We start from the raw sequence: 18,632 nt of genomic DNA, 5'->3' as shown, positions 1-18,632 counted from the left end.
ATGCGGCCCGTGCGGCGGAAGGCCGGTCAGGCGGCCCTGGCCTTGGTGGCGTAGACGTCGACGTACTCCTGGCCGGACAGCTCCATGACGTCGCTCATGACCTCGTCGGTCACCGCGCGCAGGACGTAGCGGTCGCGGTCCATGCCGTCGTAGCGGGAGAAGTCCAGGGCCTCGCCGAAGCGGACGGTCACCGGGGCGATGCGCGGCCGGCCCTTGCCACCGGGCTGCACCTTGTCGGTGCCGACCATCGCGAAGGGCACGACGGGCGCGCCGGTCATCAGCGCGAGCCGGGCGATGCCGGTACGGCCGCGGTAGAGCCGGCCGTCGGGGGAGCGGGTGCCCTCGGGGTAGATGCCGAAGGCGTGGCCGTCCTCCAGGATCCGACGGCCGGTCATCAGCGCCGCGACGCCGCCGCGTCCGCCGTCCCGGTCCACCGGGATCATCCCGGAGCTGGTGAAGAACCACGCCATCAGGCGGCCCTTGATGCCCTTGCCCGTGACGTACTCGTCCTTGCCGATGAAGTAGACGGGGCGCTTGACGACCAGGCTCAGGAAGAGCGAGTCGATGAAGGTGACGTGATTGCCGGCCATGATGACGGGTCCGGTGTCCGGGATGTGCTCCCTGCCCTCGACCGTCGGGCGGTACAGGACGCGCATGACGAATCCGAGAATCGCCTTCAGCAGAATGCGGGACAACGGGCCCTCCGGGCGTGGCTGGTCGAAGCGAGCAAGTGCAGAACCACTCAGCGGCTCTGGACGATACTCGCGGGTCACCTCCGCCCGCACATCGGGTTCACCGGACGGATACGCAGAGTTGACACGCGTTTCCCCCATGTTCCCCCCGAAACCGCCGCCCGTCTCCCCGGACGCGGCCGGCCGTGCATACGATCGGACCGTCCCAACAGGCAGGTCAGGGACAACCGATACAGCACGGAGCAAGGAGCGGGGATGCAGAAGCGGCAGCAGCCGGGACGCCGGACGGTACTGGGGGCCGCGGCCCTGGGCGCGGGCGCGGCGGTACTGGGCGCGGCCGGACAGGCGGGTGCGGCCGGGCGCGGCTCCGCGGCCGGAGGCCGTACCGCGGGCAGGCACGGCGGCGCGGGCCACGAACTTCCGGTGCCGCTGATCGTCGGCCACCGCGGAGCCAGCGGCTACCGCCCCGAGCACACCTTCGGCTCGTACCAACTCGCCCTCGACATGGGCGCGGACGTCATCGAGCAGGACGTCGTCCCCACCAAGGACGGGCATCTGGTCTGCCGGCACGAGAACGACATCACCGCCACCACGGACGTCGCGGACCACCCCGAGTTCGCCGGCCGCAAGACCACCAAGACCGTCGACGGCGTCAAGCTCACCGGCTGGTTCACCGAGGACTTCACGCTCGCCGAGATCAAGACGCTGCGCGCCAAGGAGCGCATTCCGGGCAACCGGCAGCACAACACCCTGTACGACGGGGTGTGGGAGGTGCCCACCTTCGACGAGGTCCTCCAGTGGGCCGAGCGCGAGGGCCGCAAGCGCGGCCGCCGGGTCTGGCTGCACATCGAGACCAAGCACCCCACCTACTTCCGCAAGCTGGGCCTCGGCCTGGAGGAGCGGCTGGCCAAGTTGCTGCGCGCGTACGGCCGGCACAAGAAGCACGCGCCGAACTTCCTGCAGTCCTTCGAGCCCAGCAGCCTCCAGCGGCTCGGCAAGCTGGTGGACTGCCCCAAGGTCGTGCTGCTCTCCACGCCCGAGACCCAGCCGTGGGACTTCGTCGAGGCCGGCGACCCGCGGACGGTCGCCGACCTCATCACGCCCAAGGGCCTGACGTGGATAGCCGGCTTCGCGGAGGGCATCGGCCCGGACCTGACCGTGATCATCCCGTGGGACAAGGACGACAAGCTCGGCAAGCCGACCGCGGTCGTCAAGGACGCGCACGCCGCCGGGCTCGTGCTGCACCCCTACACCGTCCGCAACGAGAACCCCTTCCTGCCCGCCGACCACCGCCGCGGCAGCGACCCCCAGGCGTACGGCGACTCCCTCGCCGTCTTCCGTGCGTACCTCGGCACCGGCATCGACGGGCTGTTCTCCGACAACCCCGACACCGCGCTGCTGGCCGCCGCGGAGTTCCGCAAGGGCTGACCGCCCCGGCCGGTGCGCCCGGTTCCGTTTCCGGACCGGCCCCATCCCCTGCCCCGCTCATCGGAGTTGGGAATGTCACAGGGGAGCTTGGGGCCGGTCCGTTCCGGTTGTCCCCTTTGCCGACGCAGAATGCTCGCTGCGGAGATTGCCGCTGCCGAAATCCGGGGAGTGCGGAGTGCAGCAGTGTCCGTCACGCCATGGCGGCGGCGCGTACCCGAGGCGCCGCCGGTCAGGGCCATTCGTTCCGGGCGTACCCCCAACACCCTCAGCGCGCCCGGCCACAGCGAACCGAAAAGGGGAGGCAGACGCGCATGGGCACCAGCGTGACCATCTCTGCGGCGACCGATCAGGACGCCGAGCAGATCCTCAAACTCCAGTACCTCTGTTACCAGCCGGAGGCCGCGCTCTACGACGACTACGGCATCGAGCCGCTCACCCAGAGCCTCACGGCGCTCCGCACGGAACTGGGCGGCGGCTGCGTGCTGGTGGCCAGGCTCGGCGCGGAGGTGGTCGGCTCGGTACGCGGCACGGTCGACGCCGAAGGCACCGCCGACATCGCCAAGCTCATCGTGCACCCGCGGCTCCAGCGGCACGGCCTGGGCGGCCGGCTGCTCGCCGCGGTCGAGGCCCGGCTGGGCGAGGAGCGGGCGGCCAAGCGCTACCGCCTGTTCACCGGCCACCGCAGCGAGGCCGGCCTGCGCCTCTACCGCAGCCACGGCTACGTGCCCGTCGGGACCGAGGAGGTCACCCGCCGGCTCCGCGTGATCACGCTGGAGAAGCCGGCGGCGGCCGTGGCGTACGCGGCCGGAGCCTGACGACGAGGGTGCGGGGTCCGTACGGCGGTGCGCCGCGGGCCCCGCACCACGTCGGCTATGCGGTACGGGACCTGCGCAGCCAGACGAGGCCGGTGACCGGCAGGATGACGGGGATGAAGAGGTAGCCCATGCCGTAGTCGGACCAGACCGTGGCGTCCGGGAACGCGGAGGGTTCGACCAGCGTCCAGGTGCCGATGCCCAGCACCCCGAGCAGTTCCAGGGCGCAGCAGGCGAACGCCGCCCTGCGGGCCCCCTCGCCACCGCGCACCAGCGAGAAGGTGATGAAGCCGTAGACGACGGCGGAGACCGCCGACAGGATGTACGGCATCGGGGCCAGGTCGAACTGGGCGATCAGCTGGTAGAGCGAGCGGGACGCGGCGGCGACGGTGAAGACGCCGTAGAGCGTGACCAGCAGCCGCCCGGGTCCGGTGCCCAGCGAACGCCGTTGCCCGGCCGGGGCGGCGGTGTCCGCCGCGCTGGTCGCAGAGGTCTCAGGCACTGCCGCCTCCCCAGATGTCGAAAAGCCTTACTTCCAGCACCGCCAGCACCACGGCGCCCGCCGTGACGGTGGCCGAACCCCAGCGGGTGCGTTCGGAGAGCGACATGAACCCGGTCGCCGGGATGCAGGCCGCCGCTCCGATCAGATACGCGACGAAGATCGCGGTGCCCTGATCGGGCGACCGGCCGCGCGCCAACTGCACGACGGCGACGATCAGTTGGACGACGCCGAGGAGTGAGACGACGGCCATGCCGATGAAGTGCCAGTCCTTCGTCGGCTCGTCGCGGTACGTGGCGAAACCGCACCAGGCGGCCAGGGCGAGAGCGGTCACGGCGACCGCGATCGTCAGGGCGTCGATCACCGGGACCTCCGCGCGGCACGGCGGCGCACCGTGGGGTTGTGGGGCATGAGGCGATGCTAATCGGCGTCCGGCGGGCGGCTGCGTCCGGCCCCGGCGCGCCACGGTGACCCGGGACGGTAGGGCCGGCCAAGGACCGCCGGCGTCCTGCCGCCGGGACGAGGGCCGTGGTGTTGGCCACAGCCTGCCGGTGCGGCACCCGTCCTGCCGGTGCGGCCGTCCCGGCAGGACGGCGGTATCCGCGCAGGCCAGCAGGGGAGCGGCGGCGCGCGTCAGGACCGGCCCGCCGTCCACCCGCTGGTCGGTCGCGTCCGTTATACGGACAGCCTGGGGAGGCGCGGGGAGCCGTCTGGTTTACTGGCCGCTATGACCACGACGAGCAGCCGCACCCCTGCGACCGAGGCGATCACGACGCCCGGTGCTCGTTGCATGTGTCGAATGTGTGACCGCTGAGGGCCCCCGCCTGAGCCTCGCGCCCCGAAGCGAGACCCGCTGACATGTGCCGAATACGTCCGTCCCCACGGAACCGGCCGCCCCGCGCGTCACCGGAACCCGAAGCCCGGCCCCGAGCCCGCCTTCCCCGGTTCCCCCATGCCGCACTCGCAAGAATGCCCCGTGCCCGGCGGGCGAGCCGCCGAGCACTCGACAGTGACGGAATTCCCTGTGATCACCACAACGGGCCTGACCAAGGTCTACCGCTCAGGAGACCGCGAAGTCACCGCCCTGGACGGCGTCGACCTGCACGTCCGCGAGGGCGAGGTGTACGGCGTCATCGGCCAGAGCGGCGCCGGTAAATCCACCCTCATCCGCTGCCTCAACCTCCTGGAACGCCCCAGCTCCGGCACGGTCACCGTGGCCGGCCAGGACCTCACCGCGCTCGCCGGCAACCAGAAGCGCGCGGGCGCCGCCCTGCGCGCCGCCCGCAGCCACATCGGCATGGTCTTCCAGCACTTCAACCTGCTGTCCTCGCGCACCGTCCAGGACAACGTCGAACTGCCGCTGGAAATCCTCAAGGTCGACCGCCGCGAACGCGCCCGCAAGGCACTCGAACTGCTCGACCTGGTCGGCCTCGCCGACAAGGCCAAGGCGTACCCCGCCCAGCTCTCCGGCGGCCAGAAGCAGCGCGTCGGCATCGCCCGCGCCCTGGCAGGCGACCCCAAGGTGCTGCTCTCCGACGAGGCCACCAGCGCCCTGGACCCGGAGACCACCCGCTCCATCCTCCAGCTGCTGCGCGACCTCAACCAGCAGCTCGGCCTCACCGTCGTCCTCATCACGCACGAGATGGACGTCGTCAAGACCATCTGCGACTCGGCGGCCCTGATGAAGAACGGCCGCGTCGTCGAACAGGGCACCGTCGCCGAACTCCTCGCCACCCCCGGCTCGGAACTGGCCCGCGAGCTGTTCCCGGTCGGCGGCGAACCCTCCGCCGAAGGCCGCACGGTCGTGGACGTCACCTTCCATGGCGACGCCGCCACCCGCCCGGTCATCTCCGAGCTGTCGCGCACCTACAACGTCGACATCTCGATCCTCGGCGCCGCCATGGACACCATCGGCGGCAAGCAGATCGGCCGGATGAGGATCGAGCTGCCCGGCCCCTTCGAGGAGAACGTCGTCCCCATCGGCTTCCTCCGCGAACAGGGGCTCCAGGTCGACGTCGCCGACGTCGCCGATGAGCCCTCCCAGTCCCCGGCGCCCGGCGCCTCGTCCCAGAAGGAAGGTGCCAAGTGAGCTGGAGCGACATGCAGCCGCTGCTCTACAACGCGTGTCTCGACACCTTCTTCATGGTGTGGTGGGCGACCGTGTGGGCCGTCATCGGCGGCCTGCCGCTCGGCGTGCTGCTGGTGCTCACCGAGCGCGGCGGACAGTTGCAGAACGCCGTGGTCAACAAGGTCATCAGCGTCGTCGTGAACATCGGCCGCTCGCTGCCCTTCGTCATCCTGATGATCGCCCTGATCCCCTTCACCCGCTTCGTGATCGGCACCTCGATCGGCCCGAGCGCCGCGGTCGTCCCGCTCGCCATCGGCGCCATCCCGTTCTTCGCGCGGCTGGTGGAGACCTCGGTGCGCGAGGTCGACGGCGGCCTCGTCGAGGCGGCCCAGTCCATGGGCGGCGGCACCTGGACCATCGTCTTCAAGGTCCTGCTCCCGCAGTCCATGCCCTCGCTCGTGGCCGGTTTGACCAACACCGTCATCACCGTCATCAGCTACTCCGCGATGGCCGGCGCACTGGGCGCGGGCGGCCTCGGCAGCGTCGCCATCACCTACGGCCAGCAGCGCTTCGACACCCGCTTCATGGTCGTCACGGTGATCCTCATCATCGTCATCGTGACCGCCGTCCAGCTCATCGGCGACCTGGCGGTGCGCATCCTGTCCCGCCGCTCCTCGCGCGCCGACAGCCCCGTGCGGCTGCTGCGCCTGCCCCGGCAGCGCAAGCAGTCCGAGCAGATCACCCGTGACCTGACGCATCTTCTGTGACCCGGAGTCCGGACCCTTTGCCGGACGACACACCCGCAAGAAAGGCACTCTTCGTGCGTAACACCATCAAGATCACCGGGGCGGTCGCGGCCGCCGCAGCCCTCGCCCTCGGACTCGGCGCCTGCAGCGCCCCCTCCGACCCGGACACCGGCAAGAAGGACGACGCGAACGCGCCGCTCACCGTCGGGGCCACGTCCGTCCCGCAGGGCCAGATACTCGACTACGTCAAGAAGAACCTGGCATCGAAGGAAGGGCTCAAGCTCAACGTCCGCACCTTCGAGGACTACACGCTTGTCGACCCCGCCACCGAGAACGGGGAGCTGGACGCCAACTACTTCCAGCACAAGGAATACCTCGACGAGTTCAACACGAAGCAGAACGGCCACATCGTCCCGGTGGTCAACGTGCACCTGGAGCCCATGGGCCTCTACTCCAAGAAGCACACCAAGCTCTCGGAACTCGGCTCGGGCAGCCTCATCGGCGTCCCCAACGACCCCAGCAACCAGGGCCGCGCCCTCAAGCTGCTCGCGTCCAAGGGCCTGATCGTCCTCAAGGACAAGAACGCCGACAACCCGGGCCTCAACGACATCAAGGACGCCAAGGGCCTGAAGTTCGAAGAGGCCAAGGCCGAGACCCTGCCGTCCTCCCTGCCTGACTACGACGCCGCGGCGATCAACGGCAACTACGCCATCCCCGCCAAGCTCAAGCCGTCCAAGGACGCGCTGGCCATCGAGCCGGTCCAGGGCAACCCGTACGCCAACTTCCTCGCCGTGAAGAAGGGCAACGAGGACGACCCGCGGGTCAAGAAGCTCGCCAAGCTCCTCAACTCCGACGCGGTCAAGAAGTACATCGAGAAGACCTACAGCGACGGCTCCGCCCTGCCGTCCTTCGGCAAGCCCAAGAACTGACCCCGCGTCGGCATCCCGACGGCCCGTCCGCAGCTCAGCGCTGCGCACGGGCCGTCGTGCTTGGCACATCCACGTCCGGATGCTGCATGCTGGTGCACTCACGAGGTCACCAAGATGATCGAAAACGACCCGTAACTTCCCGGAGTTCTACGGTCAACGGCGTTGGAGCAGCGGCATGACACCCACCTTTCCGGACATCTCCATCAGCACGGAGCGGTTGGTCCTGCGCCCCTTCGACGAGGCCGACGCCCCCGCGCTGGCCGAGATGATGAACGACGAGCTGGTGGCCGCGTGGACCGCGGTGCCGCAGCCGTACACCACCGCCGACGCCCGTGCCTGGGCCAACGGCAAGGCGGCGTCCGTCCGCAGCGCAGGCCGCGGCATCGCCCTGGCCGTCACCGAATTCCTCACCCAGCGCCTGGTCGGCACCATCCATGTCGACCGCACCGACTGGAGGGTGCGCAGCGCCGAGGTCCGCTACGTCACCGCTCCCTGGGCACGCGGCGAGGGCTATGCCTCCGAATCTGTGCTGGCCGTCGCCCAATGGCTCTTCCACGACCAGAGATTCGAACGCATCGAGCTGCGCATCGCCGCCGACAACACCGCCTCCCAGCAAGTGGCCCAGAAGGTCGGCTGCATCAGCGAAGGCGTCCTGCGCAACGCCTGGATAGCCCGCAGCCGCACCGAGGACGGCGGCTGGGCGGACATCCGCACGGACCTCATCGTCTGGAGCCTGCTGCCCGAAGACCTCGAAGTGCTGCCCGGCAGGACGGTCGACGCCAACGGCTTCGCCCACCCGGAGTGGAACTGACCCGGCACCGGGTCCGATCCCGGGACCGGACCCGCCGGGGGTAGTCTCGGCCTGCCGCCACCCTCCGCCACCGCGCGGACCTGCGGCGCCGCGGACACCCCGCACCCGCCCGCGCAACCCCACCAGCCACAGGAGACTGACGAAGCATGGCCGACCGGGTCACGGTGATCGGCTGGGACGGCTCGCCGCTCACCGCCGCCGCCCGCTCAGCACTGGGGGCCGCGACCCTCGTGGCCGGCGCGGCCCACCACCTCGCACTGCCCGAAGTGCCGCCCGCCGCCGAACGCATCCGGCTCGGCAGCGTCTCACTCGCCGCCCGCCGGATCGCCCAGCACCGCGGCACCGCCGTCGTCCTCGCCGACGGCGACCCCGGATTCTTCGGCGTCGTGCGCACCCTGCGCGCCCCCGAACACGGCCTGGAGGTCGAGGTCGTACCGGCCGTCTCCTCCGTCGCCGCCGCCTTCGCGCGCGCCGGAATGCCCTGGGACGACGCCCAGATCGTCGTCGCGCACAGCCGCGACCTGCGCCGCGCCGTCAACGTCTGCCGCGCCCACCCCAAGGTCGCGGTGCTCACCGCACCGGGCGCGGGCCCCGCCGAACTCGCCCTGCTGCTGGGCGGCGTGCACCGCACGTTCGTCATCTGCGAGGCGCTGGGCACCGACCGCGAGCGGGTGACGGTTCTCACGTCGGACAAGGCGGCCGACCACGACTGGCGCGACCCCAACGTCGTCATCGTCGTCGGCGGTTCGGCCGGCGGCGCGGCGGCCCAGGGCAGCGGCTGGATCGCCGGCCACGACGTCGGGCACCCGGCCGGGCCGCGCGGCTGGGGGCTGCCGGCCGGCGCCTACGGAGGTGTGCTCGGCGAGGGCGAGTCCGTCCAGCTGCGCACCGCCCAACTGGCCAGGCTCGGGCCGCAGGTGGGCGAGCTGGTCTGGGACATCGGCTCCGGCTGCGGCGCGGCCGCGGTGGAGGCGGCCCGCTTCGGCGCCGCCGTCATCGCCGTCGACGCCGACCCGGACGCCTGCGCCCGCACCACCGCCGTCGCCCGCCGCTACGGCGTCCAGCTCCAGGTCGTGCACGGCCGCGCGCCGCAGATCCTCGAAGACCTGCCCGAGCCCGACGTGGTGCGGGTCGGCGGCGGGGGAGCGGCGGTGGTCACCGCCTGCGCGGCCCGCCGTCCGGAGCGGATCGTCACCCACGCGTCGACCCGTGACGAGGCCGAGTCGCTGGGCCGGGCCCTGGCCGACGGCGGGTACGACGTCGAGTGCGCGCTGCTGCAATCGGTCGATCTGGACACATCGGCCTGGGTCGAACGCGAGCGCTCCGTCGTCTTTCTGCTGAGCGGATACCGGGTTCCTCACCCGTGACCAGGAAGGTAACCGGCGGCAGGTAGGCTGGCGGATCGTTGCGCCGCCGTGCTGCGTTCGGCTTCGTGCACCAATATCCGGAAAATGCCGCGGTTTTGGCTGAAAATGAAGCTCTAGAGGGCGGACGTGCCGCGAGGCGTGCTCGCTCGTTCTAGCTATCGGGGCGGACGACGCGTCCCGGTCGAGCGCGTCGTACGAGCGGTGGGAAGGAACTACCAATGGGCGAGGGGTACGCATGACCGACACCGGCCAGGTCCCGGGCGAGGGACTGCCGGAGAACGCAGGCGGACATCCCGGACAGCCGCAGCCGGCGGCCGTTCCCTCCCCTGCCGGCTCCGGACCGATCGAGCAGGGCGTGCTGCCGCCCGCGGACGCGTACCCCTACGTCGACCCGGTCGATGCCGTGGCCGACGACGATCTGCTGCTGATGCCCGGCGCCCAGGGCGCCTGGAGCGAACACCAGGCGCCGCAGCCGTCCCCGCAGCCCCAGGCGGCTGCCCCGGCGCCCCAGGAAGCCGCCGCCGGCGCGCAGTTGCCCGCCCAGGCCGGTGACCACGAGAGCGGCGGCCGCGACACCGGTTCCGTCGACTTCGAGGCCGTCCGCCTCCAGCAGGCCGCCCCGCAGGTGCCGGCGGCCGCCCAGCCCGCGCCCCCGCGCCGCCCGCTCCACATGGGCCCGCCGGTGCCCGACGCGACCGGCGGCGTGGTCCGCTCCCTCGCCGACCGCGGCCCCGCGCACCCGCCCCAGCCGATGCCCGTACGGCAGCCGGGCCCGCCCACCGTCGGCCCCGAATACCTCGACGTCCACGAAGCGGGCCCCGCCACCGAGGCCCCGGCCGGGCCGGAGGCCGTCCAGGCGTACGCCGGGCAGCCGCGCGATGCCGCCCACGACGGCCGGTCGTTCGGCCCGCAGGCCCAGGGCCTCACCGCGTACGGCGCGCCCGGCGGTGCCCCGCTGCCCGGCCCGCAGCTCGGCGAGATCCCGTCGCAGGCGCCGCCGTGGGGCGAGGCGTCGGCCCAGGCCGTCGGCCTCCCGGTCGCAGAAACGGTCGGTCAGGGCGGCACGCCCGACGGCGCGGCCGCACCTCAGAACGCACAGGAACCGCAGCAGACACCGGACGAGACGGTCCCGCAGGCCGCCCCGGGCGCCGATGAGCCGGCCGCCGGATCCGCCGTGCCGCAGTCGGCCGAGGACGCGCCGCGGGACCTGCCGGAGTCCGGAACGGCCCCCGCAGCGCCGGACGCCGACGGGGCAACTCCCGCGCAGGTGGCCCCGGATACACAGGCCCAGCCGCCGCAGGCACCGCTCCAGGCGACCGCCGACCCGGTCATACAGGCCGCGCCGGAACAGCCCGCCGCCGAACAGGCGCCGCAGGAGGAACCGCCGGCGGCCGATGCCCCGACCGCCGCTGCGGACGCGGCCGACGAGCCTGCGCCGCAGGACGCGGAGCTTGCCGACCCGGCACAGCCCACCGCTGACGGCACACCGGCCGCCCCCGAAGACGAGCAGGCCGCCGCCGCGGAGCCTTCCCCCGCCGAGCAGCCGGTGGCGCAGCAGCCGCCGGTCGCCGTCGGCGACCAGGTCCCGGAGGCCGTGGCCGTCGAAGCCGTGGAGCCGCCGGCCGCAGAGGACGCCGGAGCCCCGGCCGAGCCGTCGCCGCAGGCCGAGGCCCAGGAGGCCGGGCAGGCCGAGGAGCCGACGGCCTACCAGCCCGCGGACCGGACGGCGGACGGCACACCGGCCGATGCCGATGAGGATGCCGCAGGCGACCGCACCGCCCCCGACGCGGAGGCCGCCCCGGCAGCCGACGTCAACGGCCAGGCACCCGCAGCCGCGGAGCCGTCGGCTGCCGAGGCGCAGCCGGAAGCCGCAGCAACCCCGGAAGAGACGGCCGTCGCGCCGAACCTCCCGGAGCAGGCGCCCGCCGAGGAGATCCCCGGACAGCCGCAGCCCGCCGACCGGGCCACCGACGCCTTCCCCGTCGCCATCCCGGTCCACGGCACCCCGGCCGTCGGCACCCCGATCGACGGCTGGCCCGGGAACGTACCCGCCGCCGTGATCCCCGCGCCCGGCGACGCCGCGCCTGACGACGCCGACGGTCCCGCGCCGCAGCAGCAGGACGGCGCCGAACTCGTCCAGCTCGGCGAGGCCGAGGCGGAGGCGGCGCCCCAGGCGGAGGCCGAGCCCCAGACCGAGGCCGCGGACCAGGCCGCGGACCAGGCCCCCGACGGCGGGAGCCAGGCCGAGGCCACCGCCCCCGCCGCAGCCGACGAGACGGGGACGTCCGGCCAGACCACCGGCGCCGCCGCCGAAACCGGCCACCCGGACACCCCGGCCGCGCCCCCCGCCGATGCCCAGGCCACCGCCCCCACCGACGAGGCCGCCCCCGCCCCCGCGTCCACCCCCCAGGACGCCCCGGCGGACGACGGCACCGTGCCCGCACCCGCGTCCGAGAGCGCTCCGCTCCAGGCCCCGGCCACCGGTTACGACGAATCCGAGCGCGCCGCCGTCCACCGCGTGATGCGCGAACGCCGCGACATCCGCAACGGCTTCCGCAGCGACCCGATCCCCAACGACGTGCTGCTGCGCGTCCTGGAGGCGGCGCACACCGCGCCGAGCGTCGGCCACTCCCAGCCCTGGGACTTCGTCGTCATCCGCTCGGACGAGACCCGCGAGCGGATGCACCAGCTCGCGATGGACCAGCGGGACGCGTACGCCAAGTCGCTGCCCAAGGCCCGCGCCAAGCAGTTCCGCGAGCTGAAGATCGAAGCCATCCTCGACACGCCCGTCAACATCGTCGTCACCGCCGATCCCACCCGCGGCGGCCGGCACACGCTCGGCCGGCACACCCAGCCGCAGATGGCCCCGTACTCCTCCGCGCTCGCCGTCGAGAACCTCTGGCTGGCGGCCCGCGCCGAGGGCCTGGGCGTCGGCTGGGTCAGCTTCTTCGACGAGCGCGGGATGGTCCGCGAGCTGGGCCTGCCCGAGCACTTGGAGGTCGTCGCCTACCTCTGCGTCGGCTACGTCGACGAGTTCCCCGACGAGCCCGAGCTGATGCAGGCAGGCTGGGCCAAGCGCCGCCCGCTGTCCTGGGTCGTCCACGAAGAGACGTACGGCCGCCGCGCCCTGCCCGGCGAGGACCCGCACGACCTGCTCCAGGAGACGCTGCACGGCATCCGCCCGCTGGACGCCAAGGCGCTCGGCGAGGCGTGGGAGCGGCAGAAGCGGATGACCAAGCCCGCCGGGGCGCTGGGCATGCTGGAGATCATCTCCGCGCAGTTGTGCGGACTCTCCCGCAAGTGCCCGCCGCCGATTCCGGAGCCGGCCGCCGTCGCGATCTTCGCGGGTGACCACGGCGTGCACGCCCAGGGCGTCACCCCCTGGCCGCAGGAGGTCACCGGCCAGATGGTCGCCAATTTCCTGGGCGGCGGCGCGGTCTGCAACGCCTTCGCCAACCAGGTCGGCGCCGAGGTCTGCATCGTGGACGTCGGCGTGGCCGCCGAACTCCCCGCGACGCCGGGCCTGCTGCCCCGCAAGGTCCGCCCCGGCACCGCGGACTTCACCGTGGGCCCCGCGATGTCCCACGAGGACGTGCTCAAGGCGATCGAGGCCGGCATCGAGACCGCCCGCGACCTCGTCGCGGCCGGCAACAAGGCGCTGCTGACCGGCGAGATGGGCATCGCCAACACCACCGCATCGGCCGCCCTGATCTCCGTCTACACCGACGCCGACCCGGCCGAGGTCACCGGCCGCGGCACCGGCATCAACGACGAGACGCACACCCGCAAGGTCGAGGTGGTCCGCCGTGCGCTGGAGCTGCACCAGCCCGACCCGGCCGACCCGATCGGCGTCCTCGCCGCGGTCGGCGGCCTGGAGCACGCGGCCCTCGTCGGCCTGATCCTCGGCGGCGCTTCGCTGCGCACCCCGGTCATCCTCGACGGCGTCAGCGCCGGCGCGGCCGCCCTGGTCGCCCGCGCCATCGCCCCCGAGGCACTGGCCGCCTGCATCGCGGGCCACCGCAGCGCCGAGCCGGGACACGTCGCGGCCCTGACCAAGCTGGGCCTGCGCCCGCTGGTCGACCTCGACCTCCGGCTCGGCGAGGGCACCGGCGCGCTGCTCGCCCTGCCCATCGTGCAGAGCGCCGCCCGCGCCATGCACGAGGTCGCCACCTTCGACTCCGCCGGAGTGACCGAGAAGGGCTGACCGGCACCGCCCGCGCAGCACCCCCGGCCCGCAGCTCTTCACGTTGCGGGCCGGGGCCTTACGACCTGGGGAGCAACAGTCCGCGGCGTCGCGGCGTCCGGCACGGCCGCTCCTTCTCCCGAGGACTGTTGCTCCCCAGGTCGTTACCCCGCCCCGGTAGGCCGGGCCGCGAGCCACAGAGATGAGCGGGTGCCTGCCTCGCGGGGGCGCTCATCTAGGCTGGCGGCCAGGATGCCCCGCACCGGCACCCCGGCCGTCCCACCCCTCACCAGCCGCTCCAGCGCCGCAGCGGCCGCCGCTGAACTCGCACCTTCCGCACAAGGAGCCACACCGCCATGGCCGAGCACGCCGCCGAACACGCCGCCTACCCCGTCGGACTGCGCCTGTCCGGCCGCCGCGTGGTCGTCCTCGGCGCCGGGCAGGTCGCCCAGCGCCGGCTCCCCTCGCTCATCGCGGCCGGTGCCGACGTCCTGCTGATCTCCCCGTCCGCCACCCCCTCCGTCGAGGCGATGGCCGACACCGGCGAGATCCGCTGGGAGCGCCGCCGCTACGAGGCGGGCGACCTCGCCGACGCCTGGTACGCGCTGATCTCCACGGACGACCCCGAGGCCAACGCCGCCGCGTCCCAGGAGGCCGAGGACCACCGCGTGTGGTGCGTACGCTCCGACGACGCCGAGGCGGCCACCGCCTGGACCCCGGCCACCGGTCACAGCGAGGGCGTCACCGTCGCCGTGCTCACCGGCCGTGACCCGCGCCGCTCCGCCGCCGTCCGCGACGCCATCGTCGAAGAACTGCGGGACGGCACCCTCGCCGCGCCGCACCACCGCAGCCGCGCCACCGGCGTCGCCCTGGTCGGCGGCGGCCCCGGCGACCCCGACCTGATCACCGTCCGCGGCCGGCGGCTGCTCGCCGAGGCCGACGTCGTCATCGCCGACCGGCTCGGCCCCCGCGACCTGCTCGCCGAACTCCCGCCGCACGTCGAGGTCATCGACGCGGCGAAGATCCCCTACGGCCGCTTCATGGCCCAGGAGGCGATCAACCAGGCGCTGATCGAGCACGCGCAGGCCGGCAAGGCCGTGGTCCGGCTCAAGGGCGGCGACCCGTTCGTTTTCGGCCGCGGCATGGAAGAGGCCCAGGCACTCGCCGAGGCCGGCATCCCCTGCACCGTCGTCCCCGGCATCTCCAGCACCATCTCGGTACCCGGCGCGGCCGGCATCCCCGTCACGCACCGCGGCGTCGCCCACGAGTTCACCGTCGTCAGCGGCCACGTCGCCCCCGACGACGCGCGCTCGCTGGTGGACTGGCCCGCGCTCGCCAAGCTGCGCGGCACCCTCGTCGTCCTGATGGGCGTGGAGAACAGCGGCGCCATCGCCGCCAAGCTCATCGAGCACGGCCGCCCGGCCGACACCCCCGCCGCCGTCATCCAGGAGGGCACCACCGCGGCCCAGCGCCGCGTCGACGCCACCCTCGCCACACTCGGCGAGACGGTACGGGCCGAAGGCGTACGCCCGCCCGCGGTCATCGTCGTCGGAGACGTCGTCGCCATCGCCTCACCTACCCGTAAGTAGCCGATTCCGTAAGCGGCATTGGCACCTCGACACCGACAAGGCACTATCTCCCCGTGGCAGAAATCATCACCGTCGATGACCCGGACGACCCGCGGCTGCGCGACTACACCGGCCTCACCGACGTCGAGCTGCGGCGTCGGCGCGAGCCCGCCGAGGGCCTGTTCATCGCGGAGGGTGAGAAGGTCATCCGGCGCGCCGGGCACGCCGGTTACACCATGCGCTCGATGCTCCTCTCGGCCAAGTGGGTCGACGTCATGCGCGATGTCATCGACGAGGTCCCGGCCCCCGTCTACGCCGTCAGTCCGGACCTCGCCGAGCGGGTGACCGGCTACCACGTCCACCGCGGCGCGCTCGCCTCCATGCAGCGCAAACCCCTGCCCGACGCCGCCGAACTGCTCGGCAGCGCCCGGCGGATCGCGATCATGGAAGCGGTCAACGACCACACCAACATCGGAGCGATCTTCCGCAGCGCCGCCGCCCTCGGCATGGATGCCGTCCTGCTCTCCCCGGACTGCGCCGACCCGCTCTACCGGCGCTCGGTCAAGGTCTCCATGGGCGCCGTCTTCTCCGTGCCCTACGCGCGTCTCGACAGCTGGCCCCGCGACCTGGCGGCCGTACGGGAAGCCGGCTTCAAGCTGCTCGCGCTGACTCCCGCGGAGCAGGCCACCGCCATCGACGAGGCCGCCCCGCACACCTTGGAGCGCGCCGCCCTGATGCTGGGTGCCGAGGGCGAAGGACTGTCCACCGGAGCGCTGCGGGCCGCCGACGAGTGGGTGCGGATCCCGATGGCGCACGGCGTGGACTCGCTCAACGTCGGTGCCGCGGCGGCCGTCGCGTTCTACGCGGTCGCCACCGGCCGCCCGAAGGACTGAGCGGCCGGGCCGCCCAGGAGAGGACGACGGTCAGCGGGCCCGCCCGGCGGCACCGCCACCGGCCGCCGCCGTACCGTCATCCTCCGCCGCAGGCCCGGCAGTCGGCGCTCCCGCCGTGGCACGGCTGACCGGAACGTTTCGCTCCACACCCAGTCCGTGGCTCGGCCCCTGGCAGCCCTGCGCCGCCGCGATACCGAGCGCCACCAGCAGCGTCACCGTCACGAACACGATGATGCGCTGCCGCAGCAGCCGTCGGTCGGGCCCCGGCCGCCGGCCGCCCGGCCCCGTACGCACCGGGGCACGCCGCCCCTTGCGCCCGGCAGGACCCACGGCCGGCACACGTCCCGAATGTGACCCGCCGGCCCTTGCGCTGCTGCCGCCCGACGACGACGCAGGACCGGACGGCCGGGACGTCCCCTCCCGCTGCGCCGGGGGCCTGGCGGCCTGCGGACGCGGCGCCGGCGTGCCGGCCGGCCGCCGCTCGGTGCGCTGGCGTGCGTACTCCTCGGCGCGCTGCCCGGTGGGCCGGTCGGAGGGACGGCGGTCCGTACGCGCCCAGCCGGCCCCGGGATTCGGGCCGCCCGGCGCGCTCTCCGCCGGGCCCGACAGACCGTGCGCCTCGCGGGCTGCGATCTCCTTCAGGCGCAGCGAGAGCGACAGCGTGCTGGGGCGGTCCGCCGGGTCCTTGGCGAGACAGGAGGCGAGCAGCGGCGCCAGCGCGTCCGGCACCCCGGCCAGCTGTGCCTCCTCGTGCACCACGCGGTAGAGCATGACCTCCGAACTGCCCTGTCCGAAGGGCGAGTCCGCGGTGCAGGTGTAGGCGAGGGTGGCGCCGAGCGCGAAGATGTCCGTCGCCGGCGTGACCGCGGCCCCGCGCACCTGCTCGGGCGCGAGGAATCCGGGGGAGCCGACGGCGGTGCCGACATGCGTCAGCGTGCTGGCGCCGGTGGCCCAGGCGATGCCGAAGTCGATGATCCGCGGCCCTTTGGGGGACAGCAGGATGTTGGACGGCTTGAGGTCGCGGTGGACCACTCCCGCGTCGTGGACGGCCAGCAGCCCCTCGGACAGCGCGGCGCCGATCGAGGCGACCTGCGCGGGGGACAGCGGACCCTCCTCGTTCACCTTGTCGTGCAGCGAAGGGCCCGGCACGTACTGGGTGGCGAACCACGGCCGGTCCGCGTCGAGATCGGCCGCGACCAGCCGCGCCGTGCAGCCGCCGCGGATCCGCCGGGCCGCCGACACCTCGCGCGCGAACCGCGAGCGGAATTCCTGATCCTCCGCCAGGTCCGGGCGGATCACCTTCAGCGCCACCCGCTGCCCGCGCTTGTCCGAGCCGAGATAGACGACGCCCATCCCGCCCGCGCCGAGCCTGCGGTGCAGCCGGAACGTGCCGACGACACGCGGGTCCTCGCGCCGGAGCCGCATCATCGCCATGTCCGTCCCCTACCTGCGGTGGGGAGGCCCCACACTGCCAACCGTCTGACGTGGCACAGCTTACGGATTGCCGGCCCGCTGCGCTGCGAGGCCGCGCATGCGTCGGCATCGGGATTACCGGGCGGCCGGCGGGATCCGGGCACGGCGTTCCCGGTGCGGGCAGGCCCGCGGCCCGCCGCCCGGCCCGGGTGCCCAATCCCGCGTCCTGGAACGGGGATTGGCGCCGGGGACGGGCGCCAGGTCAGACGCGCGGGAAGCGCCGGGGACCGGCCCGCGGCCTCCCAAGTCGCCGCGGTACGGGCCGGGTGCGGAGCGCGCGAGGCATGACCCGGAGGAGGGAGGGGAGTTGCGGGAGTGAGAGAAGTCACCCGTCGGAGAACCCGGCGACGACGGCCCCGGGGGCACCCGGCGCTCCCCGATCCACGCAGCGCCCCGAGCCGCCTCGGGGTCACCTCGGGGTTGCCTCATCCCGCTCTCCAACCAGGGGAGTACACAGGGCCCCCTGCCGTCATCCTCCTGGAGGCCCGTCATCGATACGACGGGCTGACGCCGGTCCACCGCCGGTTGCCTACTGTGGGGGTCAAGCGGCGGGCGCAGCACTCGTCCCCCGAGGTCACCCGCCCGCCGCTCCAAATAAGGACAGGAGTCAGGTGATGCCGGACACCCCCGGGCGTACGGGCCTCAGGGCGCAGGGGCGCAAGACCGCCACCGCGCTCGGCCGGCAGCCCTCGGGTACCCGCCATCCCCTCGTCGCCGTGGCGATGGTGCTGCCGCTGGCGATCCTCCTGGCAGTGGTCTTCGGCGGCTGGGAAGCCGTCCTGACACAGGCGTCGTCCGTGGTCGGAATGCTGGGGCGCTGAGGCGTCCCGGTCCCGGGAGAGCGGCCCGGGACGGGGGACTCCGGCCGACAACCCCGTGGGGACGGGGGTGCGGCGGACGGCACGAGTGGCCGGGCATCTGGGGAGATGCCCGGCCATCGGGCTTTCCGGCGGCCGCCGCCACGGCCCGCAGGCGCCGCGCGTACGATTCCGGCCCGGGCCGCGGCCGGCTCCTCGCTCCGCACCACGCACCCCACCGGGGGAACGATGTCCGCCTCGCTGCTCGCCTGCCTGGCAGCCCTGTCCACGGCCCCCGGCCATGACCCGGCACCCGCCACGCCATCCGGCCCGCGGCCCGCCACGCCCCGGCCACCCGCCCCGGAT

15 protein-coding genes are annotated in these 18,632 nt (G+C 73.3%); 11 read left to right on the top strand and 4 right to left on the bottom strand.

The window, feature by feature from the left end:
• Window positions 1-26: 26 nt before the first annotated feature.
• Entirely contained in the window at window positions 27-695 is a 669-nt protein-coding gene (locus tag LIU39_RS27660) for a lysophospholipid acyltransferase family protein (protein ID WP_227049633.1), read from the bottom strand.
• Between the two features lie 252 nt (window positions 696-947).
• On the opposite strand from LIU39_RS27660, the gene LIU39_RS27655 reads away from it, so the two are divergent.
• Both LIU39_RS27655 and LIU39_RS27645 read left to right on the top strand, forming a co-directional pair.
• Entirely contained in the window at window positions 948-2,120 is a 1,173-nt protein-coding gene (locus LIU39_RS27655) for a glycerophosphodiester phosphodiesterase (protein WP_227049632.1), read from the top strand.
• Window positions 2,121-2,431: 311 nt separating this feature from the next.
• Window positions 2,432-2,935, top strand: coding sequence for a GNAT family N-acetyltransferase (locus LIU39_RS27645; RefSeq protein WP_227049631.1), 504 nt, complete (start codon window positions 2,432-2,434; stop codon window positions 2,933-2,935).
• Window positions 2,936-2,990: 55 nt separating this feature from the next.
• Here the strand turns inward: LIU39_RS27645 and LIU39_RS27640 are convergent, their stop codons facing one another.
• Together LIU39_RS27640 and LIU39_RS27635 are read right to left on the bottom strand one after the other, a co-directional pair.
• Window positions 2,991-3,434 carry a hypothetical protein gene (locus LIU39_RS27640; protein ID WP_227049630.1) on the bottom strand — a complete coding sequence of 148 codons (444 nt, stop codon included), beginning with the start codon at window positions 3,432-3,434 and terminating at the stop codon, window positions 2,991-2,993.
• The gene (locus LIU39_RS27635) at window positions 3,427-3,795 is read right to left on the bottom strand and encodes a hypothetical protein (protein ID WP_227049629.1); all 369 of its coding nucleotides are present in this window, start codon (window positions 3,793-3,795) and stop codon (window positions 3,427-3,429) included. The genes LIU39_RS27640 and LIU39_RS27635 overlap by 8 nt, the downstream gene beginning before the upstream one ends.
• 660 nt (window positions 3,796-4,455) lie before the next feature.
• Here LIU39_RS27635 and LIU39_RS27630 point away from each other — a divergent pair.
• The 8 genes from LIU39_RS27630 to LIU39_RS27595 all read left to right on the top strand — a co-directional run bounded on the left by LIU39_RS27630 (window position 4,456) and on the right by LIU39_RS27595 (window position 15,996).
• On the top strand, window positions 4,456-5,520 hold the full coding sequence (locus LIU39_RS27630; protein WP_227049628.1) for a methionine ABC transporter ATP-binding protein: 1,065 nt from the start codon (window positions 4,456-4,458) through the stop codon (window positions 5,518-5,520).
• The gene (locus LIU39_RS27625; protein WP_227049627.1) at window positions 5,517-6,266 is read left to right on the top strand and encodes a methionine ABC transporter permease; all 750 of its coding nucleotides are present in this window, start codon (window positions 5,517-5,519) and stop codon (window positions 6,264-6,266) included. Before LIU39_RS27630 ends, LIU39_RS27625 begins: the two co-directional genes overlap by 4 nt.
• Window positions 6,267-6,319: 53 nt before the next feature.
• A complete protein-coding gene (locus LIU39_RS27620; RefSeq protein WP_227049626.1) occupies window positions 6,320-7,174 on the top strand; it encodes a MetQ/NlpA family ABC transporter substrate-binding protein in 855 nt (284 codons plus the stop codon).
• 175 nt (window positions 7,175-7,349) lie between these two features.
• The gene (locus LIU39_RS27615; RefSeq protein ID WP_227049625.1) at window positions 7,350-7,985 is read left to right on the top strand and encodes a GNAT family N-acetyltransferase; all 636 of its coding nucleotides are present in this window, start codon (window positions 7,350-7,352) and stop codon (window positions 7,983-7,985) included.
• A gap of 146 nt (window positions 7,986-8,131) precedes the next feature.
• Window positions 8,132-9,352, top strand: coding sequence for a precorrin-6y C5,15-methyltransferase (decarboxylating) subunit CbiE (gene cbiE / locus LIU39_RS27610; protein WP_227049624.1), 1,221 nt, complete (start codon window positions 8,132-8,134; stop codon window positions 9,350-9,352).
• Between the two features lie 235 nt (window positions 9,353-9,587).
• Complete coding sequence (cobT, locus tag LIU39_RS27605; protein ID WP_227049623.1) at window positions 9,588-13,556, top strand: nicotinate-nucleotide--dimethylbenzimidazole phosphoribosyltransferase; 3,969 nt, start codon at window positions 9,588-9,590, stop codon at window positions 13,554-13,556.
• Between the two features lie 335 nt (window positions 13,557-13,891).
• Window positions 13,892-15,124, top strand: coding sequence for a uroporphyrinogen-III C-methyltransferase (cobA, locus tag LIU39_RS27600; RefSeq protein ID WP_227049622.1), 1,233 nt, complete (start codon window positions 13,892-13,894; stop codon window positions 15,122-15,124).
• Between the two features lie 53 nt (window positions 15,125-15,177).
• Window positions 15,178-15,996: a TrmH family RNA methyltransferase gene (locus LIU39_RS27595; protein ID WP_227049621.1), complete on the top strand. Its 819-nt coding sequence runs from the start codon at window positions 15,178-15,180 to the stop codon at window positions 15,994-15,996.
• Between the two features lie 30 nt (window positions 15,997-16,026).
• Here the strand turns inward: LIU39_RS27595 and LIU39_RS27590 are convergent, their stop codons facing one another.
• Window positions 16,027-17,430: a serine/threonine-protein kinase gene (locus tag LIU39_RS27590; RefSeq protein ID WP_227049620.1), complete on the bottom strand. Its 1,404-nt coding sequence runs from the start codon at window positions 17,428-17,430 to the stop codon at window positions 16,027-16,029.
• Window positions 17,431-18,083: 653 nt separating this feature from the next.
• Here LIU39_RS27590 and LIU39_RS27585 point away from each other — a divergent pair.
• Window positions 18,084-18,290, top strand: a complete 207-nt coding sequence (locus tag LIU39_RS27585; RefSeq protein WP_227049619.1) for a hypothetical protein — start codon at window positions 18,084-18,086, stop codon at window positions 18,288-18,290.
• Window positions 18,291-18,632: the final 342 nt, after the last annotated feature.

This window comes from Streptomyces pinistramenti, from assembly GCF_020564935.1.
GTDB classification, from domain to species: Bacteria; Actinomycetota; Actinomycetes; order Streptomycetales; family Streptomycetaceae; genus Streptomyces; species Streptomyces pinistramenti.
This window is presented reverse-complemented; position numbering and strand designations above follow the sequence as displayed.

Coding starts and splice junctions, on each gene's coding strand:
- cobT (WP_227049623.1), top strand. CDS start 9,588: ATGACCGACACCGGCCAGGTCCCGGGCGAGGGACTGCCGGAGAACGCA.
- LIU39_RS27645 (WP_227049631.1), top strand. CDS start 2,432: ATGGGCACCAGCGTGACCATCTCTGCGGCGACCGATCAGGACGCCGAG.
- cbiE (WP_227049624.1), top strand. CDS start 8,132: ATGGCCGACCGGGTCACGGTGATCGGCTGGGACGGCTCGCCGCTCACC.
- LIU39_RS27585 (WP_227049619.1), top strand. CDS start 18,084: ATGCCGGACACCCCCGGGCGTACGGGCCTCAGGGCGCAGGGGCGCAAG.
- LIU39_RS27615 (WP_227049625.1), top strand. CDS start 7,350: ATGACACCCACCTTTCCGGACATCTCCATCAGCACGGAGCGGTTGGTC.
- LIU39_RS27655 (WP_227049632.1), top strand. CDS start 948: ATGCAGAAGCGGCAGCAGCCGGGACGCCGGACGGTACTGGGGGCCGCG.
- LIU39_RS27590 (WP_227049620.1), bottom strand. CDS start 17,430: ATGGCGATGATGCGGCTCCGGCGCGAGGACCCGCGTGTCGTCGGCACG.
- cobA (WP_227049622.1), top strand. CDS start 13,892: ATGGCCGAGCACGCCGCCGAACACGCCGCCTACCCCGTCGGACTGCGC.